This is a genomic window from Herbaspirillum sp. CAH-3 (assembly GCF_009668275.1).
Classification (GTDB): Bacteria; Pseudomonadota; Gammaproteobacteria; order Burkholderiales; family Burkholderiaceae_D; genus Herbaspirillum; species Herbaspirillum aquaticum.
The window spans coordinates 1-19,817 of record NZ_VSWE01000006.1 but is presented as its reverse complement, the minus strand read 5'-3'; the positions used below and the strand labels follow the sequence as shown (position 1 = coordinate 19,817).

14 protein-coding genes are annotated in these 19,817 nt (G+C 64.3%); 10 read left to right on the top strand and 4 right to left on the bottom strand.

All coding sequences use genetic code 11. From position 1 onward, the window contains the following. Positions 1-21: 21 nt before the first annotated feature. The 4 genes from FYB76_RS08960 (at position 22) to FYB76_RS08945 (ending at position 10,330) form a co-directional block, all read left to right on the top strand. Positions 22-2,541 carry a YbcC family protein gene (locus FYB76_RS08960; protein WP_154133428.1) on the top strand — a complete coding sequence of 840 codons (2,520 nt, stop codon included), beginning with the start codon at positions 22-24 and terminating at the stop codon, positions 2,539-2,541. A 71-nt stretch (positions 2,542-2,612) separates the two neighbouring features. Next, the gene (locus FYB76_RS08955) at positions 2,613-3,407 is read left to right on the top strand and encodes an EAL domain-containing protein (protein ID WP_154133427.1); all 795 of its coding nucleotides are present in this window, start codon (positions 2,613-2,615) and stop codon (positions 3,405-3,407) included. Positions 3,408-3,632: 225 nt separating this feature from the next. Continuing rightward, on the top strand, positions 3,633-4,832 hold the full coding sequence (locus FYB76_RS08950) for a M48 family metalloprotease (RefSeq protein ID WP_154133426.1): 1,200 nt from the start codon (positions 3,633-3,635) through the stop codon (positions 4,830-4,832). Continuing rightward, the gene (locus FYB76_RS08945) at positions 4,829-10,330 is read left to right on the top strand and encodes an AAA domain-containing protein (protein ID WP_154133425.1); all 5,502 of its coding nucleotides are present in this window, start codon (positions 4,829-4,831) and stop codon (positions 10,328-10,330) included. Before FYB76_RS08950 ends, FYB76_RS08945 begins: the two co-directional genes overlap by 4 nt. Here FYB76_RS08945 and FYB76_RS08940 read toward each other — a convergent pair. After that, a complete protein-coding gene (locus tag FYB76_RS08940) occupies positions 10,312-10,950 on the bottom strand; it encodes a carboxymuconolactone decarboxylase family protein (RefSeq protein ID WP_154133424.1) in 639 nt (212 codons plus the stop codon). The two genes, FYB76_RS08945 and FYB76_RS08940, sit on opposite strands and share 19 nt — an antisense overlap. A 259-nt stretch (positions 10,951-11,209) precedes the next feature. Between FYB76_RS08940 and FYB76_RS08935 the strand changes: the two genes are divergently transcribed. Continuing rightward, the gene (locus tag FYB76_RS08935; RefSeq protein ID WP_088753983.1) at positions 11,210-11,578 is read left to right on the top strand and encodes a hypothetical protein; all 369 of its coding nucleotides are present in this window, start codon (positions 11,210-11,212) and stop codon (positions 11,576-11,578) included. 4 nt (positions 11,579-11,582) lie between these two features. Here the strand turns inward: FYB76_RS08935 and FYB76_RS08930 are convergent, their stop codons facing one another. Further along, positions 11,583-12,560 (bottom strand): site-specific integrase, encoded by a 978-nt coding sequence (locus FYB76_RS08930; RefSeq protein ID WP_154133423.1) that lies wholly within the window; start codon positions 12,558-12,560, stop codon positions 11,583-11,585. A 169-nt stretch (positions 12,561-12,729) separates the two neighbouring features. Between FYB76_RS08930 and FYB76_RS08925 the strand changes: the two genes are divergently transcribed. The 4 genes from FYB76_RS08925 to FYB76_RS08910 all read left to right on the top strand — a co-directional run bounded on the left by FYB76_RS08925 (position 12,730) and on the right by FYB76_RS08910 (position 16,927). After that, positions 12,730-13,797: a DNA-binding protein gene (locus FYB76_RS08925; RefSeq protein WP_154133422.1), complete on the top strand. Its 1,068-nt coding sequence runs from the start codon at positions 12,730-12,732 to the stop codon at positions 13,795-13,797. Positions 13,798-14,252: 455 nt separating this feature from the next. Next, entirely contained in the window at positions 14,253-15,074 is an 822-nt protein-coding gene (locus FYB76_RS08920; RefSeq protein WP_154133421.1) for a MetQ/NlpA family ABC transporter substrate-binding protein, read from the top strand. A gap of 31 nt (positions 15,075-15,105) precedes the next feature. Next, positions 15,106-16,275 (top strand): methionine ABC transporter ATP-binding protein, encoded by a 1,170-nt coding sequence (locus FYB76_RS08915; protein WP_154133420.1) that lies wholly within the window; start codon positions 15,106-15,108, stop codon positions 16,273-16,275. Further along, positions 16,259-16,927, top strand: a complete 669-nt coding sequence (locus FYB76_RS08910) for a methionine ABC transporter permease (protein WP_154133419.1) — start codon at positions 16,259-16,261, stop codon at positions 16,925-16,927. The genes FYB76_RS08915 and FYB76_RS08910 overlap by 17 nt, the downstream gene beginning before the upstream one ends. Before the next feature lie 93 nt (positions 16,928-17,020). On the opposite strand, the gene FYB76_RS08905 is transcribed toward FYB76_RS08910, so the two are convergent. Then, a complete protein-coding gene (locus FYB76_RS08905; RefSeq protein WP_229296933.1) occupies positions 17,021-18,142 on the bottom strand; it encodes a methyltransferase domain-containing protein in 1,122 nt (373 codons plus the stop codon). A gap of 97 nt (positions 18,143-18,239) precedes the next feature. Between FYB76_RS08905 and FYB76_RS08900 the strand changes: the two genes are divergently transcribed. Next, positions 18,240-19,133, top strand: a complete 894-nt coding sequence (locus FYB76_RS08900; protein ID WP_154133418.1) for a LysR family transcriptional regulator — start codon at positions 18,240-18,242, stop codon at positions 19,131-19,133. A gap of 397 nt (positions 19,134-19,530) precedes the next feature. On the opposite strand, the gene cydX is transcribed toward FYB76_RS08900, so the two are convergent. Continuing rightward, positions 19,531-19,698 (bottom strand): cytochrome bd-I oxidase subunit CydX, encoded by a 168-nt coding sequence (cydX, locus tag FYB76_RS08895; RefSeq protein WP_154133417.1) that lies wholly within the window; start codon positions 19,696-19,698, stop codon positions 19,531-19,533. Positions 19,699-19,817: the final 119 nt, after the last annotated feature.

Genomic DNA, 19,817 nt, shown 5'->3' with positions numbered 1-19,817 from the left:
CCCGCCTCACCGGAGAAGAGCATGAACAATCCATTCGACCAAGACACCCAGGCGCTGGCCACCGCGCCGGCCGCCTGGAGCGCCGAGCTGGAACAGCGCTTGCAGCAAGCCTGCCAGGATGCCTGCGCTGCCATCGCCCCGGCCTGGCCACTGGACCGCGCCATCGCTGTCAATCCGCACTGGTCGCGGGTCGGCATGCCGCTGCGCCAGGTGGCGGCGCGCATGGCCTTGCTGGGCGGAATCCAGGTATTCCCGCCCAAGGAACAACTGCAACAGGCCTGGGACCAGGGCCGGGTGACCCAAGCCGACCTGGAGTACGCACTGGCCCAATCCATCGAGGCCCAGGAGCGCGGTTTCGACGTTGACCACTGCCTCGGGGTGCTGGCCGCGGCCAATACGCCGCCGCGCCTGCCGCTGCTCATCGACGTGCTGGACAACGACCCGCAGCGTCATACCCGGCTCTCCTGGCGCCAGGCCATCACGCACCAGGTCAGCCAGACCTGTGCCGCCTATTTCGACCAGCACCAGGCCGACTGGCAGCCCGAGCGTGGCCTGGGCCTGTATGCCTTCTGGCGCGAGACGCTGGAGCACGACCACGGCATCGGCCTGCTGATGGGGCTGCCGCACATCGCCGATGGCATCCGCGCGCTGCCGGCCTGCGCGCGCGAGGCCGAACGCTGGGTGATGCGGCGCATGGACTTGCCGCCGGATGTGTGGGCCGACTACCTGGAATCGGTCCTGCTGACCGTCAACGGCTGGGCCTCCTGGTGTGCCTACCTGGGCTGGGAGGCGAAACTGGCCGGCCGCAGTGATGAACACCTGCGCGAACTGCTGGCCATCCGCATGGCCTGGGGCGCCTTGCTGCTGGAGTGCAAGGACGACGAAGCCGCCAGCCACGCCTTCCATACCGTGCAGCAGGCCTGGTCCCGTTCGCAGGAGCGCCTGGAACAGGCGCGCCAGGACCTGCTGGTCGATGAACTGTGGCAGCTCGCGCTGGAGGCGGGATACCAGCGCAAGCTCGCTGCGGCCTTGCTGCAGCAGTCTGCGAAGGCGGCTACCAAGGTCGAGGTGCAGGCCGCCTTCTGCATCGATGTGCGCAGTGAACCGCTGCGGCGGGCGCTGGAGGCTGTCCATCCCGGCATCCAGACCCTGGGTTTTGCCGGCTTCTTCGGGCTCCCGGTGGCCTACACGCCGTTGGCCACCGAGGCCAGCCGTCCGCAGCTGCCGGGCCTGCTGGCGCCCGCTTACCAGGTGCAGGATGTGGTGGCGCCTGCCGCGGGGGCGGCCGATGGCGGCGTGCTGGCCAGTGCCGTGGCGCGGGCGCGGCGCAAGACGCTGGCGTTCAAGGAGCAATGGCAGGGCAATACGCGCTGGCCGGGCTCGGCGTTTTCCTTCGTCGAGGTGGCCGGTGTCACGGCGCTGGGCGGCTTGTGGCAGTGGTTGCGGCCCGGCCAGGCCGAGCGTGCGCGCGACGATCTGGCGGGATTGCCGGCGCGCTACCGCGACGTGTGCCGGCCGCAGCTGGTGGGCGTGACCCTGGCCGACAAGGTCGCCTTGGCGGCGCGGGTCCTGCACGCCATGGGGCTGGACCGGGAGGTGGCCCCGCTGGTGCTGCTGGCCGGCCATGGCAGCCAGTCCGCCAACAATGCACATGCAGCGGCACTGGATTGCGGCGCCTGCTGCGGCCAGACCGGCGAGGTCAACGCCCGGACGCTGGCACACCTGCTCAACGAAAACGAGGTGCGGCGCGGCCTGCTGGAACAGCAGATCTTCATCCCGGAAGACAGCCACTTCCTGGCCGTGCTGCACAACACGACCACCGACGAGATCGAAGCCTTCGATCTCGACCTGCTGCCAGCGGCCGCCCGTTCGCGCTGGCAAGCGCTGCAACCGGTGCTGGCCGAAGCGGGTGACCGCGTGCGGCGCGAGCGGGCGCTGCGGCTGGGCATGCAAGCAGCCCAGGCGGCCCCGGCGCTGCTCAAGCAACTGCGCCGCCGCGCCAATGATGGCGCCGAGACCCGCCCCGAATGGGGCCTGACCGGCAACGCCGCCTTCCTGATCGCGCCGCGTGCGCGCAGCCGTGGGCTGGACCTGGGCGGACGCTGCTTCCTGCACGATTACGACGCCAGCCAGGATCAGGACGGCAGCGTGCTGGAACTGCTGATGACCGCTCCCATGCTGGTGACCCACTGGATCAACTGGCAGTACCACGCCTCCACCAGCGACCCGCAGCGCCTGGGCAGCGGCAACAAGCTGCTGCACAACGTGGTGGGCGGCACCATTGGCGTGTTCGAAGGCAATGGCGGCGACCTGCGCATCGGCCTGTCGCGCCAGTCGCTGCACGACGGCCAGCAATGGGTCCATGAGCCATTGCGCCTGACGGTGGTCATCGATGCGCCGGCCGAGGCCATCGATGCCATCGTGGCGCGCCATGCCATCGTGCGCCAGTTGCTGGAACACGGCTGGCTGCATCTGTGGCGCTTTGGTGAAGCGGGGCTGGAGCAGTGGCGGCGCGAGGGCTGGAAGTCAATTACGCTGTGAAACTTCTGGTATCGTGGGCAAGATGCTGTAGCATAGCTGCCGTTTTGCAACCATGATTTACCGGAGAGAGCATGATTCCGATCATCCCAGCCTCCATTGCCAGCCCGGGAGACGCCGCCGCGAGCCGCTCCTGCGAGGGCTGCTCGGAGGAGGGCGCGCTGGATATTGAATTCGAGTATGCCTACCAGCCCATCGTGCGGCTGTCCACGCGCTCGGTGTATGCCTACGAGGCGCTGGTGCGCGGCCCGCAGGGCGAGCCCGCGTACACGGTACTGGCCCAGGTCAATGACACCAACCGCTATCGTTTTGACCAAGCCTGCCGCACCAAGGCGGTAGAGGGCGCGGCGCGCCTGGGCATGACGGAGTTCTTGTCGATCAATTTCCTGCCCAATGCGGTGTATCGGCCGGAGGTCTGCATCCAGAGTACCTTCAAGGCGGCGCGCAAGTATGACTTCCCGATTGAACGCATCATCTTCGAGGTGACCGAAGGGGAGCGCGTCGACGACCGGCCGCACCTGGTGAACATTTTCCGGGAATACAGCCGTTTCGGTTTTCGTACCGCCATCGACGATTTCGGGGCCGGCTACGCGGGCCTGAACCTGCTGGCCGAATATCAACCCGATCTGGTCAAGATCGACATGGACCTGGTCCGCAACATCGACACCGACAAGCCGCGCCAGGCCATCGTGGCCGGCATCGCCGCCATCTGCAAGGAACTGGATATCGAGATCCTGGCCGAGGGGGTCGAGACCCGTGCTGAACGCGATCATCTGACGGCGCTGGGGATCGACCTGATGCAGGGCTACTGGTTTGCCAAACCTAAGTTCCAGGCGCTGAGCGTGTTAGAGAATTCGGTCTGGGAATAGACCGGTCTTGCTCCCGCAGGCGCTGGCGGATTGCCTTCCCGGCAGTTCTCCGCCAGAGCGTCGTGCGCAATTCTAAGATCCTGACACAAGCTTGCTTATAAAACGCGACCGGGCTCCCGCAGCCCCGTAGCGTTGTTTGTGCTTCAGGTCAGCTTGTGTGGGTATGCAGCATGTTGGTGTTTCCCTGTAGAATCGTCACAAAAATTAACGACCGACAGGGCTTGCATGAATCCCACCACGCAGGAGCTCAGGGGGCTGACTCCGCTTGATTATCACCTTGCCGTTATCGACCATCTGCGCACGCACGAGCCCGAAGTCTGGGGCTGGGCGGCCGCACGTACCAGTCATGCAGAGCAGCGCGAGTCCTTGCGCACGGCGCTCTTGCGCAACACTTACCGCATCGACCAGGCGGCCCATCCAGAGATACACGCGACCCTGGCGCTGGCGCGGCAGCGCCTGGGCCTGGACGCGCAGGTGCCGGCCACGCTGTACCAGTCGGCCGGGACGGAGATGAATGCCTCGCTGGTGTACGTGCCCGGTGAAGTTCACCTGATCGTGCAGGGTGACCTGCTGGCGCGCCTGTCCGAACAGGAACTGCTGGCCGTCTTCGGCCATGAACTGGCGCATTACGTGCTCTGGTCGCAGCAGGAGGGCGCGTTCCTGCAAGCTGAACGCATTCTCTCCGATGCCTGCGCCGCACCGGGTGCCGCCGCATCCTTCAGCGAAACCTGGCGTCGCTACGCGCTGCATACCGAACTGTTCGCTGATCGCGGAGCGGCCATCGCCTGCGGCTCGCCGGACCCGGCGATTTCTTCGCTGGTCAAGCTCAATACCGGCATCCGCCAGGTGGATGCGGCCGCCTATCTCCGGCAAGCGGCCGAGGTCGATGCGCAGCAGACCGGTGCCAGCGAGGCGGCCAGTCATCCGGAAGTGTTCATGCGCGCCCGCGCCCTGCAGTTGTGGTGGGAGGGCAGCGAGGAACTCGGCCCGTGGCTGCAGCAGCGTCTGCAGGGGCCGCTGGCGCTGCGCGGCCTGGACCTGCCGGGCCAGTACCGGCTGCAAGGCATGACCCGCGGCTTCCTGGCGCATTTCTTTGCCGGGACGGAGCTCCTGAGCGAGACGGTGAAGGCCCAGATACAGCTGATGTTCCCCGACTGGCAGCAGGGCGAACCCGCCGTCGCACCGCAAGCCTTTGCCGCGGAACACGCCGATGAGCCGGTGCGGCATTACCTGACCGCCTTGATGCTCGATCTCGCCCTGGCTGACCCGGACCAGCAGGAACCGGTCCTGCTGCGTGCCGGCATGATCGCCCAAGCGCTGGCGACGTTGGATCATCTGCATCAACTGCTCAAGCGTGAGGCCGGCTTCGGCAAGCGTGAACTGGACCGATACAAGCGACAACTGGCCAAGGAGGCCGCAGCATGAGTGAACTTCCATCCTCCCCGGCCGCAGCGGCCAGCCTGCGCGAGCTGATCGATGCGCAAGCCGGCAAGCTGCTTTCCAACGATGATCTGCTGGTGCTGATGCTGCCGCTCTTTGCGCAGGTCGCCGAGCTGCATGCACAGGGCCGGGTCGCAGCGCTGGGCGAAGACAAGCTGCTGGTGGACCGGCAGGGCGGACTGTCCTTGCGGCATCCGGAGGGCCAAGCCCCGCAGATGGATATCGATGCCGTCCATGCATTGCAACCGCACCTGTCGTCGGGCCTGTCCATCGTAGGGGCGCTGCAGCTCGATCATCACGCCGAGGGGCAGCGCACCCAGCACGATCTGGCCTTGCTGGAGGACGAATCCGCGCCGATGACGCGGCCGGTCTACCTGAGCGGGCCGAAGAGCTGGGAAATGGCGCTGGGCCATCACGATGAAATCACCGATGTGTTCCAGTTGGGCATGCTGCTGGGCGGGCTGGCTTGCGGGCTGGACCTGGCCGGGCAGGACGACCTGCGGCTCTTCGTGCGGCACCGTCACAACCTGTTTGAGCTGCATGACAAGCTCTCTCCCATCATCGCCAGCGTCATCGTCGAGATGACCGAACTGAACCGCCATGACCGTGCCACCGATGTGGCTGCGCTGGCGCTGCGCCTCCGCACCTGGCGTGACCAGCCGGTGGCGCTGGATGTGGAACGGGCGCTGGCGGGCAAGGATGGCGTGGCGCCGCGCCGCATCGCCGTGCTGTCGCACCTGCGGGATCGCCTGTTCGACCTGTCCCGCCGCAACCGGCTGCTGTATTTCCGCCCGACCAGTGCCAACGTCAACCTGACGGTGGCCAGCGTGCCCCTGATGCTCAACGTCGACAGCATCAAGCCGGAACAGATCTGCACCTGGGGCGGCCCCTTCGCCGAACAGCTGGTGGCGGGCAAGCCGATTTCCCTGCAGAACTGGCTGCGCTTCGATGACCAGCTCTATCTGCCCGCCACGCTGGACAAGCTGATTTCCGAGACGCGCCATGACCGCGCCGAGTTCGGCTTCAGCAACCTGCGGCTGGTGGTGGCTTTCCTGCGCTGGCACAACCTCAAGGAAGCGCCTGATGAGCGCATCGTCTCGCCGCTGCTGTGGCTGCCGGTGGAGCTGGTCAAGCGCAAGGGCGTGCGCGACCAGTACCTGGTCCAGTGCAGCACTTCCGAAGCCGAATTCAATCCGGTGCTGCGCCACTGCCTGTCCCAGCTGTACGGCATCGCATTGCCTGAAACCATCGACCTGGCCAAGACCTCGCTGCAGCAGGTCCACGAGGATTTGCGCAACAAGATCCACCAATCCGAACCGGCGGTGGAATTGCGTCTGGTCGAGAAGGCCTCGGTGCGGCTGGTGCGGCAGAAGGCCATGCAACGCATGCAGCAGTACACGCGCCGCCGTCCGGGCGGCGGTGCGCAGCGCAGCCGGGCCACATCATGGCTGCCACCTTACAGTTATGCCCGTGATGACTATCGTCCGCTGGGCAAGGCGCTGTTCGAGCACTACGTGCGTCCCAGCGAGCTGCCGCAGCGCTTCGAGGCCGGTGCCACGCTGCGCCGCCCGCAGATGGTGGCCACCAGTGAAGCAGCCGTCAGCGAGCAGCAGGAAGAACGGGTCGGCTATGTGCTGGAGGAATCCAGCGGGCACCGTTACGCCTGGGACCTGGATCTCACCCAGGTGACGCTGGCCAATTTCAACTACAGGAAGATGTCGCTGGTGCGCGACTACGCCCAGCTGCTGGAGGATGCCAACGGCAATCCGGCCTTTGACCGCATCTTCTCGATCCAGCCGCGCGAGCTTGATACCAGCCCGCCGGCACCGCTGGCCCCCTCCGAGCAATGGAACGTGGTGTCCTCGGATGCGACCCAGAACGCCGCGGTGCAACTGGCGCGCACGCAGCGCAGTTTCATCATCCAGGGGCCGCCGGGCACGGGCAAATCGCAGACCATCACCAACCTGATTGCCGATTATGCCGGGCAGGGCAAGCGCGTGCTGTTCGTTTGCGAGAAACGGGCGGCGCTGGATGTCGTGTTCCACCGTCTCAAGCAGAGCGGGCTGGCGCAGCTGTGCTGCCTGATCCACGACTCCCAGGCCGACAAGAAGGCCTTCATCGCCGATCTGAAGCAATGCTATGAGCAGTGGATCGCCCAGCCGCATGAGGGCGAGCGCTTGCGCGCCCGGCGCGCCAGCGTGGCGGCCGGCTTGCAGGAACAGCAGCGGCGCATCGACCAGTTCGAACAAGCCATGGCGATGGTGCCGGAGAGTGTCGGCCTGAGCGTGCGCAGCCTCTTGCGCCGCCTGGCGGAGCTGCCGCCGCCACCGGACATGGGGGCAGCGGTACGTGAAGCTTTGTGTGCATGGGCGCTGTGGGACGGGCAGCGCGAGCTGACCCGGCAGTTGCAGGGCGTCATGCAGGAACGTTTTGGCACCAGCGTGCCGGCCACCCATCCCTTTGCCACGCTCTCGGCGACGGTCTTGCGCCAGCAAGGGGTGGTGGCGGAACTGGAGCGTCGCTGTGAAACGGTTGATGCCATCCTCGGGCGTCTGGCGTCTTTGCTGGAAAGCAGCCAAAGTCCGATCGTCGCCGACACCCCCCTGAAGGCCGCGCAGCAGGTCGTCACCGAAAGCCGGCGCCTGGTCGACAACGGCCTGGCGCGCCACCTGGATCTGCTGGATCCTGCTTCACCTGGCCAGGCGACCTTGGCGCAATGGCGCGAAGCGATGGCACAAGGCCAGCAAGCCGTGACGGCAGCCCAGTCGGTCACCGGCCACTGGCGCGACAAGCTGCGGGCGGACGATACCGAAACTGCGCTGCGGCTGGCCGGCCAGATGGAATCCTCGTTCTCGCGCTGGTTCAAGCCTGCCTGGTGGCGTCTGCGCGGAGAGCTCAAGCGTCGCTACGATTTCAGCCAGCACGCTTTGCACCCCGGCTATGCCACCGTCCTGACGCAATTGAAGGCCGAGCACGAGGCGCTGTCACGGCTGGCTGCGACGGAGGAAGAGGCGCGTCAACGTTATGGGGCCAGTGACATGCAGCAGTTCCTGCAGACCCTGGAAGCGCTCAGGAACCGCATGAACACGCCCGCCGGTCTGCAAGCCCTGGTCGATCACCTGCGCCGCGCCGGGGATCCGGCTGCGCTGGTGATGAGCCTGGCGGGCGCGCATGACGACGTGCAGGCACTGGCCGCAGTGGTCGATTCGACGCTCTCGGCTCCAGATCAATGGAACCTGGAACAGACAGGCGAGCTGTTCCGCGATCTGCGCGAAGCCCTGGAAGATTTGCCGGACCTCCTGCCGCTGTTGCAGGCGGTCCATGATGCTGACACCGCCTATGCCGCGACGGTACTGGGCGTGCACGCCGATCCGCTGGCGCTGGAGGCGCTGGTGGCGGATGAGGCCTGGCGTCGCCTGGGGCGCGCCCATCCGGTGCTGGAACGCTTCAGCGGCACCGACCTGGCGCTGGCGACCCGCGCGGTCGCCCAGGCCCAGCGCAGCTTGCTGGCCATCAACGCAGACGCGATCAAGGCCACCTTGCAGGGACAGTTCAGCGAGCATGTGCGCCTGTCCGGGCTCTCGGCCACGCAACTGGATACCCGGGGCAAGGCCCTGAAGAAGCAATACGCCACCGGCCGCCGCGAACTGGAACATGAGTTCGGCAAGAGCATGCGCTATCGCTCCATCCGCGACCTGGCCGATGACGAGACCGGCGCGGTCATCAATGACCTGAAACCGATCTGGCTGATGAGTCCGTTGTCGGTGTCCGATACCTTGCCCTTGAGCAGCACGCTGTTCGACGTCGTCATCTTCGACGAGGCCAGCCAGATTCCGACCGAAGAGGCGATCCCGGCACTGAGCCGCGCCCAGCAGGTGATCGTGGTGGGTGACGAAATGCAGTTGCCGCCGACCAGTTTCTTCTCGGCGGCCGGCAACGGCGAGGAAGACGAGATCCTGGTGGAAGAGGATGGCGAGCGCATCGCCATCAATCTGGATTCCGACAGCCTGCTGAACCAGGCAGCCCGCAATCTGCCCGCCACGCTGCTGGCCTGGCACTATCGCAGCCGCCACGAAACCCTGATCAGCTTCTCCAATGCGGCCTTTTATGATGGGCGTCTGGTCACCATCCCGGACCGCCTGCGCGAACGCCCGCTGGAGCAACTGCCGCGTCCGCGCTCGGACCAGGACGATGCCGGCACGCTGGCTGCCGACCTGCTCATGGGCAGCCCGGTCAGTTTCCACTGGCTGGAGGACGGGGTCTACGCCGATCGCAGCAATCAAGCCGAGGCGCGCTACATTGCCCAGGCCGTGCGGGAAATGCTCAATCGCGAGACCGGCCTGAGCCTGGGCATCGTGGCCTTCTCCGAAGCCCAGCAAAGCACCATCGAAGCGGCATTGGAGGCGCTGGCGGCTGAAGATCCGGAGTTCAGCACCCGCCTGGAGCGCGAATACGTGCGCGAGGACGATGACCAGTTCAATGGCCTCTTCATCAAGAACCTGGAAAACGTGCAGGGTGACGAGCGCGACGTCATCATCCTCAGCATCTGCTACGCACCCGGCCCCAACGGCAAGATGCTGATGAACTTCGGCCCGATCAACCAGCGCGGCGGCGAGAAGCGGCTCAATGTGATCTTCAGCCGCGCACGCCACCGCATGGCGGTGGTGAGTTCGATCCAGGCCGACGCCATCACCAACGTCCACAACGACGGTGCGGCAGCCTTGCGCAGTTTCCTGCAGTTTGCGCAGGCCAGCGCCACCGGTCGCTTCGATCACGCGCAGACCATCCTGGGTGCGCTCAACCAGGGGGCGCGCAAGGCCTTTGCCGCCGAGCTGCAGCCGGACAGCATCCGCGATGCGCTGGCACAGACCCTGCGCCAGCGCGGGCACCGGGTCCAGCTGCAGGTCGGACGTTCGCAGTTCCGCTGCGATCTTGCCATCGAGGGCGAGGACGGAACCTACGCACTGGCCATCCTGCTCGACAATCCTGCGCAGGCGGTCGCCGATACGATGGAGCGCTACGTCTTCCGTCCGGCCATCCTGCGCAGTTTCGGATGGAAGGTGTTGGATGTGCCGGGACGCGACTGGCTGCGCGATCCGGCTGCGGTGATCGAGCGCATCGAACGGGTATTGGCCGAGGGCGAGGAGGCGGTGCTGCCGGAGCAGAATGCGGCGCCGGGCGAGCCGCCCGCCGAGCCGGCGGCCATACCGAGCGTTGCCGTTACCATCGATGAGTTGTCCGAACAGACTGCTGCGAGCGCTGCCCCTGCCGCCGAGAGCCGTGCGCTTTCCTATGTGCAGGGGAGCTCCAGCAAGTTCTGGAACATCAGCCGCACGGGTGCCGAGCTGACGATCAGTTACGGCCGAACCGGGACGCAAGGTCAGCGACTGACCAAGTCGCATGAATCCCAAGAGCGTGCACAACGCGAGATGGAAAAACTGGTCGCTGAAAAGCTCCGCAAGGGTTACAGCGACGCCCCCTGATGATGCAGGGCGCCAGAGACTGCCACAGCGGCATTGCCCGCCTGGTACTGCGCGGCATTCATCTGCATGGCCAGCAGCGTGTAATAGGCATTGATGCCGGTCAGGTCGACCACGCCCTTCTTGCCGAAGCGCTTTTCGGCACGTGCAAAGGTGGGGTCGGAGACGCGTTTGTTGCGATGCAGTTCGACCGAGAAGTCATAGACGATCTGTTCATCTTCGCTGAGTCCCTCCGGGCTGCTGCCATCGGCGATGGCAGCAGCCACTTCCGGCTTGATGCCAGCCTTGATGGCGATCGGGTAATGCACGTACCACTCGTAGTCCTGGGTCCATTCGCGGGCCGTGATCAGGATCACCAGTTCGCTCAGGGTGTTGCCGATGGCCGAGTTGTAACGCAGGTAGTCGCCCATGGAGCGGGCCTGGGTCATCACTTGCGGGCTGTGCATCAAGGGTTCGAAGGGGCCGAATACCGGTACTTTGCGGGCCGCCAGGAATTCTTCGGCCGCCTTTTTCTGTTCCGGCGTGTACTGATCGGGCGGAATCACCGGCAGGCGGTCCGCAGCCTGGGCTGCGGCGGCCGTGAGCAAGGTGGAGGCAAGGGCGATGCGCAGGAATCGTTTCATGAAGGTCTCTGTCTCTGGATGTTGGTCTGGTTATGGGTGCCGGCACTGGCCCGCATGCAGCAGGTAGCAGGACGGCGGCTCAAGGATAGGGGAGCCGGGAAGGATTGTCTGCCCATCTCTTCACTTGGATGCTGCTGGATGTGAATGTCATACAACATCGGCACGTCCTTGCCGATTTCACTCCCATGCGCGCACATGGTGATTGGAGGCGAGCGCGGCTACAATCTGTGCCCAGTCCACCTGCAACGAGATCTTCCTGATGAATTTTCCTGCCGCTCTCCCGTGGCTGGCGATGACGCTGGCCCTGGCCGGTTGCGCCACCGAAGCCTATCGCGCAACAGAAAGCCAGTGCGCCCCGGCGGCCTATGCCCAATACCCCATCATCCAGCAGACCCGCATGGAAATGCGTACCCGCGCCATCCAGGTCCCCACCGGCCAGACGCGCTGCAGCTCGGTGGTCAACGGCAACCGGACCGATACGGTCTGCCAGGACATTTTCCGCACCGAATACCAGCAATATCCCGTCTACGTGACGGTCGACATCAACGAATATGGCCGCAACCAGGTCATCACCGCCTGTGCGCGCAGCCAGTGCCTGCGTACGCACGGCAATCCTGACTGCGAATGAATCATCATGGCGCCAATGCGGCCGGTTTCTCCGGCAGCAGGCGCTCCAGCATGGCGCGGTGATAGGGATCCTGGGATTCCACATAGCGCGCTGCCGAATGAATGTTCTTCCATCCCACGTATTCCATCAGGGCGCGCATCTCCCAGCCATTGGCGCTGGCCCAGCTGGCAAAGCCGCGGCGCAGCGAGTGCGAGCTGTAGAGATGGGTGTCGGCGATGCCGGCCGATTGCAGGATGCGCCGCAATAGCGGAATGATGCTGGCGGCATTGACCGCCTCCTCGCTGATGCTTCCCCAGCGATCGATGCCCCTGATCACCGGGCCGCTGCTCAGGCCGCTCACCGCCAGCCAATCCAGGTAAGCCGCCACCGGGCACAGCCGCGACAGCGCGGGCGTCTTGTAGGTGCTGCCCTTGAGGCTGCGGTCGGTCTTGGTGCGTGGCAGGTGGATGCGCATGCCTTCACCGGACACTGCCTCGATCCGCCCGATCTCCAGCCGCGCCAGTTCATCGCTGCGAAAGCCTCGCCAAAATCCGATCAGCAGCAAGGCCTTGTCCCGTGTATGGCGCAGCAGGTCGCCAAAACGCGCCTGCTGGCGGGCCAGTTCGCGCTGCTGGTCCAGGTGGGCGACGGTTTGCTCCAGGGCTTCCAGTTGCAGCGGTTTGGCGCGCTTTTCCACGGCGGGATGCAATTCCTGGATGCCACGCAGCATCTTGCGCACCACGGGTGCCTTGGTCGGATCGGGGAAGCCCTGGTCCACATGCCATTGGCCCAAGGCCGAAATGCGCTGCTTGAGTGTGTTGTGTGCCAGCTTGCCCGCGTGATGGGCGAGATAGCGCACCAGGCTGTCGGCCGTGGCCGGCAGGAAGCCACCCCATTCCACTTCGAAATGCCGAACCGCCGATCGATAGCTGCGGCGCGTGTTGTCACGCGTGGCGGCGTGCAGGTAGTCGTCGATTTCAAGGCGGGGCTGGTCGGGAGGCATGGGGCTATTACAGGTAGGGGAGCGGAGATTTGGGGGTGTTTGACCGATCAGATTGGATAATCATCCAATATCCTATCTTAAAATATCGCAATCATCTCAAAAATAAATCTGTATAATTATTACGTAATTACGTATTATGTAATACATCATCAAATATCAGGTTGGAGCCATGGCCCGCACCGGACTTTACAAATCGGAAGTGAAAAAAGCGCGTGATTCCCTGCTGGCCATGGGCCGCCATCCTTCGGTGGACGCTGTTCGCGTGGAATTGGGCAATACCGGCTCCAAGACCACGATCCACAAATACCTGAAGGAACTGGAAGAAGAGGAGGGTGCTGCAGGCCAGCCGCGCAGCATCAGCGATGCCTTGCAGGACCTGGTTGCCCGTCTTGCTGCCCAGTTGCAGGAAGAGGCCGGCGCCCGGGTCAGTGCCGTACGCGCTGACGCCGAGGCCGCGATCAGCCGCATGACCCAGGAGCTGGAGAACCTGAAAACCGTCCACGGCGAACAGGGCCTGCGCCTGGATCACACGCAAAAAGCCCTGATCGCAGAGCGTGCCGCGCATGAGCGGACCCGGGACGAGCGCCAGGAACAAAGCGCCATCTCACGCACGTTGGAAGTGAAGCTCAATTCCCTGCAGGAACGTCTCGACGAAAACGAACGACACCGCCAGTCCCTGGAAGAAAAACACCAGCACGCCCGCGACGCGCTGGAACACTATCGCAGTGCCGCCAAGGACCAGCGCGACCAGGACCAGCGGCGCCACGAACAGCAGCTCCAAGGGCTGCAGGCCGAGCTGCGCCAGTTGCGGCAGGAGGCGGTGATTCGCCAGGAGGACATCACCCGCCTGAACCAGGAAGGCGTACGCCTGATCGCCGAGTTGTCGCATGCGCGCCAGGCGCTGGCCGAGCATCAAACGCTGGCAGCCCGTCGCGAACAGCAGATGGAAGCCTTGCAGCAGGTGGCGTCAGCCAAGCTTGTGCTGGAAGCCCAGCTGGCCGCAAGAGATGAGGCATTGGCCGCGTTGCAGTGCCAGCTTGGCAAGGCCGAAGAAGACGCCGCCACCGCGCGCCAGCAATGGCAGCAGGGTGAACGGGAACTGGCAGCGGTGCGCGCCAGGCTGGAAACGCATGAGGCGCTGCTGCAGGAGTGGCGCAGCCGGAACGAAGAGAAGCAAGAAAAAACGAACGGCCAAGGCGAAGGCGAGCCGGAAGCACCGGACGCTGGCCAATCCTGAGACAGGGCAGGGGAAACGCTCACCTGCCCATGACTGCGGGCTCATGCAGCCCGCCATGCCAGCGATGAAGCTTCATGCAAAAAGCTGATATCCAAGCATGTTTTACTTTGTAGCCCTAACTGATCGTGTCGCCCACAATCGTGGCTCGCGGCGGCATTGACACAGGCTCCTGCTGCCCATTCGGACCACTTCACGATCAGACCATGCGCACAAAAAACTTCACGCACCTCCCCGGATTCCGGCAGTTCCACGCTGCCGCCATGCGCACCGCAAACGAGCCTGGCGCCTGTAGCCGCACAAGCACGCAGTGAAGCTTTGTGATGCTGGCGGGGCAGTTCCTTGAACCTCCAGCCCGGCTACCCGCGTCCAGCGGTGCTCGCGCCCTGGGGCGCCGCTTGCTGCCGCAACGCGTAATGAACATTCCTTCCCAATTTCACCCGTTTCCGGAGTCCTGCATGCAGCCTTCCCGTCTTTTCCGTCATTTGCTGTTTGTCCTGACCGTACTTTCTGCCCATGCCGGCGTAGCCCATGCCGCCGACAAGCTGCGCATCGGCGTGGTGCCGGGCGCCTATGGCGACTCCATCGCGGTGGCCGCCAAGGAAGCCAAAAGCCAGGGTATTGACGTTCAAGTCGTCGAATTCACCGACTGGACCACCCCCAACGTGGCCGTGGATGCTGGCGACCTCGACCTGAACTACTTCCAGCACCAGCCCTTCCTCGACAACGCCATCCAGAAAAACGGCTACAAGCTGGCCAGTGCCGGTACCGGCATCCTGGCCAATGTCGGCCTGTATTCGCTCAAGCACAAGTCCTTTGCCCAGGTGCCGCAGGGCGGCAAGGTCGGCATCGCCAATGACCCGGTCAACCAGGGGCGCGGCCTGCTGTTGCTGCAAAGCGTGGGGCTGATCAAGCTCAAGCCCAATGTCGGCTACCTGGGCAGCCTCAATGACATCGTCGAGAACCCCAAGAAGCTGAGCTTCGTGGAAGTGGAAGGGCCGCAGCTGGTGCGCATCACGCCGGATGTGGACCTGGCCCAGGGCTATCCACACTTCATCGTGGCAGCCAAGGCATTCGATCCTTCCGGCGGGCTGGCTTATTCTGGTATCGAGGATGCCCGTTTCGCCATCCAGTTCGTCACCAAGGCAAGCCGCGTGAATGATCCGGTGATCCAGAAATTCATCCGCATCTACCAGAACTCGGAGACCGTCAAGGCCGACATCCACCGCGCCTTCAACAGCGACAAGCGTCTCTACACGCTGGCCTGGCAGAAGCCCTGAACCCGCCGCACCCGTCCCGGAAGGAAACCGCATGGAACTCTCGATCACGGCCAGACAATCCTTGACCGCTCCCAGCCGTCGCGAGGTGGAGCACGATGCTGCCGCGCAGGCTTCGGCCCCCGTCGGCCCGTGGCCCGGCAGCGGGCCCAAGGGCAGGGTGGCCTTGCGCCAGGTCGGCAAGACTTACCTCTCATCGGCCGGCCCGGTGCAGGCCTTGCAGGACATCGACCTGGAGATCGCGCCCGGCAGCATCTTTGGCATCATCGGCCGCAGCGGGGCCGGCAAATCCAGCCTGCTGCGCACCATCAACCGGCTGGAGACGCCCACCAGCGGGCGCATCGAAGTCGATGGGGTGGATATCGCCACCCTCGACGATGCACAACTGGTGCAATTGCGCCGGCGCATCGGCATGATCTTCCAGCATTTCAACCTGCTCTCGGCCAAGACCGTCTTTGACAACATCGCCTTGCCGCTGCGCGTGGCCGGCGTACCGCGCCAGCAGGTGGAGGGCAGGGTGCGCGAACTGCTGGCCCTGGTCGGCTTGGAGGACAAGGCCGATACCTATCCGCGCCGCCTCTCCGGTGGCCAGAAGCAGCGGGTGGGCATCGCCCGCGCCCTGGCCAGCGGGCCCGAGATCCTGCTCTGCGACGAGGCCACTTCGGCGCTTGACCCGGAAACCACCCACGCCATCCTGCAGCTGCTGCGCGACATCAACCGCAAGCTGGGCATCACGGTGATCCTGATCACGCATGAAATGAGCGTCATCCGCGAGATCGCCGACCAGGTGCTGGTCTTGGAGCAGGGGCGCATCGCCGAGCTGGGGCCGGTGTGGCAGGTGTTCGGTAATCCCGCCCATCCAGCCACGCAAGCTTTGTTGGCGCCACTGCAGCAAGGCCTGCCGCCGGAACTGCTGGACAAGCTGCAGACCGTGCCGCCGTCCGGGCTGCATGAGCGCATTCTGCAATTGCAATACCGTGGTGGGGATGGCCTGGAGCCGGACCTGTTGCGCGTGGCGCAGGCGCTGGGCGGCAAGACGCGCTTGCTGCAGGCCAGCGTGGAGCGCATCCAGGGCCATACCCACGGGCAACTCTATATCGCCCTGGCCGACTTTACCGGATCGCCCGACTGGCAGGCCCTGACGCAGGGACCCGCGGCGATTGCGCATCACATCAAGGAGTTGGGATATGTCACTCGAACTTAGTCTTTCCATTCCCATCGAGCGCTACGGCAATGCGCTGGTCGATACGCTGCAGATGGTCGGCATCTCGGGCGCACTGGCGCTGGTGGCGGGCATTCCGCTGGCGGTGCTGCTGATCGTGACGGCACCGGGCGGCTTCCTGGCCTCGCCGCGCGTGCACCGGGTATTGGGCAGCATCATCAATGGTTTTCGCGCCACGCCCTTCATCGTTTTGCTGGTGGCGCTGATCCCGCTCACGCGCCTGGTGGCGGGCACCACCATCGGCGTCTGGGCCGCCATCGTGCCGCTGGCCATCAGCGCCACGCCTTTCTTTGCGCGCATCGTCGAAGTGAGCCTGCGCGAGGTCGACCCCGGTCTGGTCGAAGCGGCGCAGGCGCTGGGCTGCAAGAAATGGGACATCGTGCGGCATGTCTACCTGCCCGAAGCCTTGCCCGGGATCGTGGGCGGATTCACGATCACTCTCGTAGCCCTCATCAGCTCTTCGGCCATGGCCGGTGCCGTGGGGGCCGGAGGGCTGGGGGATCTGGCGATCCGCTATGGCTATCAGCGATTTGATACGCAGGTGAGGGTGATCGTCATTGCGGTGCTGGTTCTGCTGGTGTCGGTGGTGCAGCGTATCGGGGACGGCTACGTGCGCTGGCTGCGTGAACGCTGATGGGACTGCAGCGCTGACCACGTCCTGAGGCTTGCTGTTGATTACGCGGGACCCTGCATGCAGGGTCCCGTTGTCATGTATGGATGTGCTATTTCATCCTGGCAAGCTCGCAACGATGAACATGCGCTGGAAAGGCAGCAGCGTGCTGCCATCCGCGCGGGGCGGATACGCTTGACGCATCCGGCACGCGTAGTCTGTGCGGAAGGCCTGCAATCGCTCGCCTTCCAATTTCTCAAGATAGGGACGCAGGCTGCTGCCGCTGGCCCACTCCAGTACCGGGTCCGCACCCGTGAGGATATGCAGGTAGCTCGTTTGCCAGATGTCCAGCGATGCCACGCGGGGGCGCAGCAGGTCGTAATAGCTGCCCACCTCCAGCACATTGCGCCGCTCGGACACCTCACCCAGCGCATCGGCATAGTCGGAAGACCGCGCCAACTCCACCTGCGCGCGCCGCAACGGCGCGTCGTGCATGACCGGCATCTGCACCGCCAGGCAACCGCCAGGATTGAGGAAGGACAGCAGCCGCGGTAACAGCTGCGCATGATCGGGCAGCCACTGCAAGGTCGCATTGGTGTAGATCAGGTCCAGCTTGTGCTCGGGCTCCCAGTGGTTCAGATCGGCAGCGATGAACCTGGCCTGCGGCACGTTCAGGCGCGCCTTGGCCAGCATGTCATCGGAACCATCCACGCCCAGCACCTCGGCCTGTGGCCAGCGCTGTTGCAGCAGTGCGGTCAGGTTGCCGGTGCCGCAGCCAAGGTCGAGGATGCGCACGGGGTTCTGCGTAGGCAGATGCAACATCAGGTCCAGGGCCGGGCGCAGGCGTTCACCACCGAAACGCAGGTACTGGCTGACGTCCCATTGAACCTGGGCTTGCATGGGGTCTGGAGAGGATTGCATGGTTTGCTCCTGTGGCGATGGTTGATTCAGGCTGAGCAGTCTGCCTCGCCTGGCTTGCAGATGAGCGGCACCGGCTTGGCTGACCTGGACCTGGGCCACGCTGCCAGATGCATGGACGCGTGCCAGATAGCCTCGCGCGTTGGCTTCTTCCCAGACCGGCAGGCGAGGGCAGGAGGTTCGCCAGGTATCGATCACTTCGCTGTAAGGCCGTCCATCCGGGCCGATCCATTCGAGAAGATCAAGGATGAGCGGCTCGACGGCGTCGCTTGCCGCCGGTTCGTCATGACCTGGCTGCGCGTTCGATAGGGTGATGTTCATGAGCTGGCTCCCTCCTGGCTGGCTTGAGGCTTGTATCTTGAGCGCTGGCGGGGAAGCAGTAAAATGAAATTATCTGAAAGATTAATAAGTTTTACTCATGAAAATCGACATCCTCGGTGTGCAGGCGTTTGTTGCGATTGCCGATCACGGCAGCTTCCAGGGGGCGGCTGGCGCCTTGCATGTGACGCAGACGGCGGTGACGCTGCGCTTGCGCAAGCTGGAGGATTTTCTGGGGGTGAGCTTGATGGAGCGGACCACACGCTCCGTCGCGCTCACCGAGATCGGACAGGACTTCCTGCCCCAGGCCCGGCGCCTGCTGGACGAGCTGTCGGGGGCGCTGGTGGAGATCCGGGAAACCGGGATGGCGCGACGTGGCGACGTCTGCATCGCCTGTGTGCCCACCGTCGGTGTGCAGTACCTGCCACGCATCCTGCAGGCGTATTCCGCGCGCTATCCGCACAACCGCATCAAGATCCTCGATCACGCCTCGTCAGCCGTGGCCGATGCGGTGCTGCGCCGGGAAGCCGAATTCGGCATCAACATGGCCAGGGAACATCATCCTGAGCTGGCAAGCGTTCCCTTGACCACGGACCGGTACGTGCTGATCTGCCACCGCACCCATCCATTGGCCAAACGCCGCCGCGCCACCTGGGCGCAGCTCAAGCCGTATCCGCTGATCTTTGCAGGGGCGGTGAGCGGCAATCGCACCTTGCTCGATCCGGTGCTGGACGCCAACCGCCTCGCCTTGCGTTCCTTCTATGAAGTGCAGCGCAGCTCGACGGCGATGGGGCTGGTGGCGCAGGGGGTGGGCATTGCCGTGGTGCCGGGCCTGGCCGTGCAGGAAGGCGCCTATCCTGATGTGCGGATGATTCAGCTGGTCGAGCCTGTGGTGTCTCGCAGCCTTGTTCTCATTACGCGCAAGTCGGCACACCTTTCGCCGGCGGCACAGGCGCTCTATGACATGATCCGGGAAGAAGAACGCAAGCGCTGACGTAGCAATGGCCATGCAACCGATGGTCATGATCACTTTTGATGCGCCGTTCAGCTCAATGTCCGCCTGCCGGGCACTGGAGAAAGACTGCATTGCCAAGGGCCTCCAATGCGATTGGATAATGTTGGACACTGGAAAACGTCAAGCATACGGGCGAGACCGGCTGTGAGATTGCTGTCTAGGACTGGCAGCCAGCTATGTATCGCCATCCGTATTTCATCCGAGAAGAACTCAAAGATTGCACCCGTATGATGCTGCAACCTGACTTGCAAGGCCCCCGTGCCGATCTGGCGCGATGCGTCCGGCGCATCGCAGATCACACAGGAAGTGCAGCAGGGTGGCCTGAAGAAAATAATGCAAGCTTTTGATCTGAATAATTTCCTCTGATCAGACTGATTCAGCGTCCTTTCCTTCGTTCGGCGTGCTTGCGCGCATCGACGAAGCGTGCATGGGTTTCCTCGGCCTTGCGACGGCCGAAGGCATAGTTGGCTTCCAGCCACATGACGTTGATGATGCCGAAGGCCAGGGCCAGTCCGATGCCGAGTATCCAGGCGAAATACCACATGATGTTCTCCTCGTTGCAGTTTGCGATTGCGCGTAATCAATACGCCGTGTGTTCGTTCTCGTGGATGTCGCGGGCGGTCACCTTGCCCTTGACCACGCGATAGACCCAGCCGGTATAGA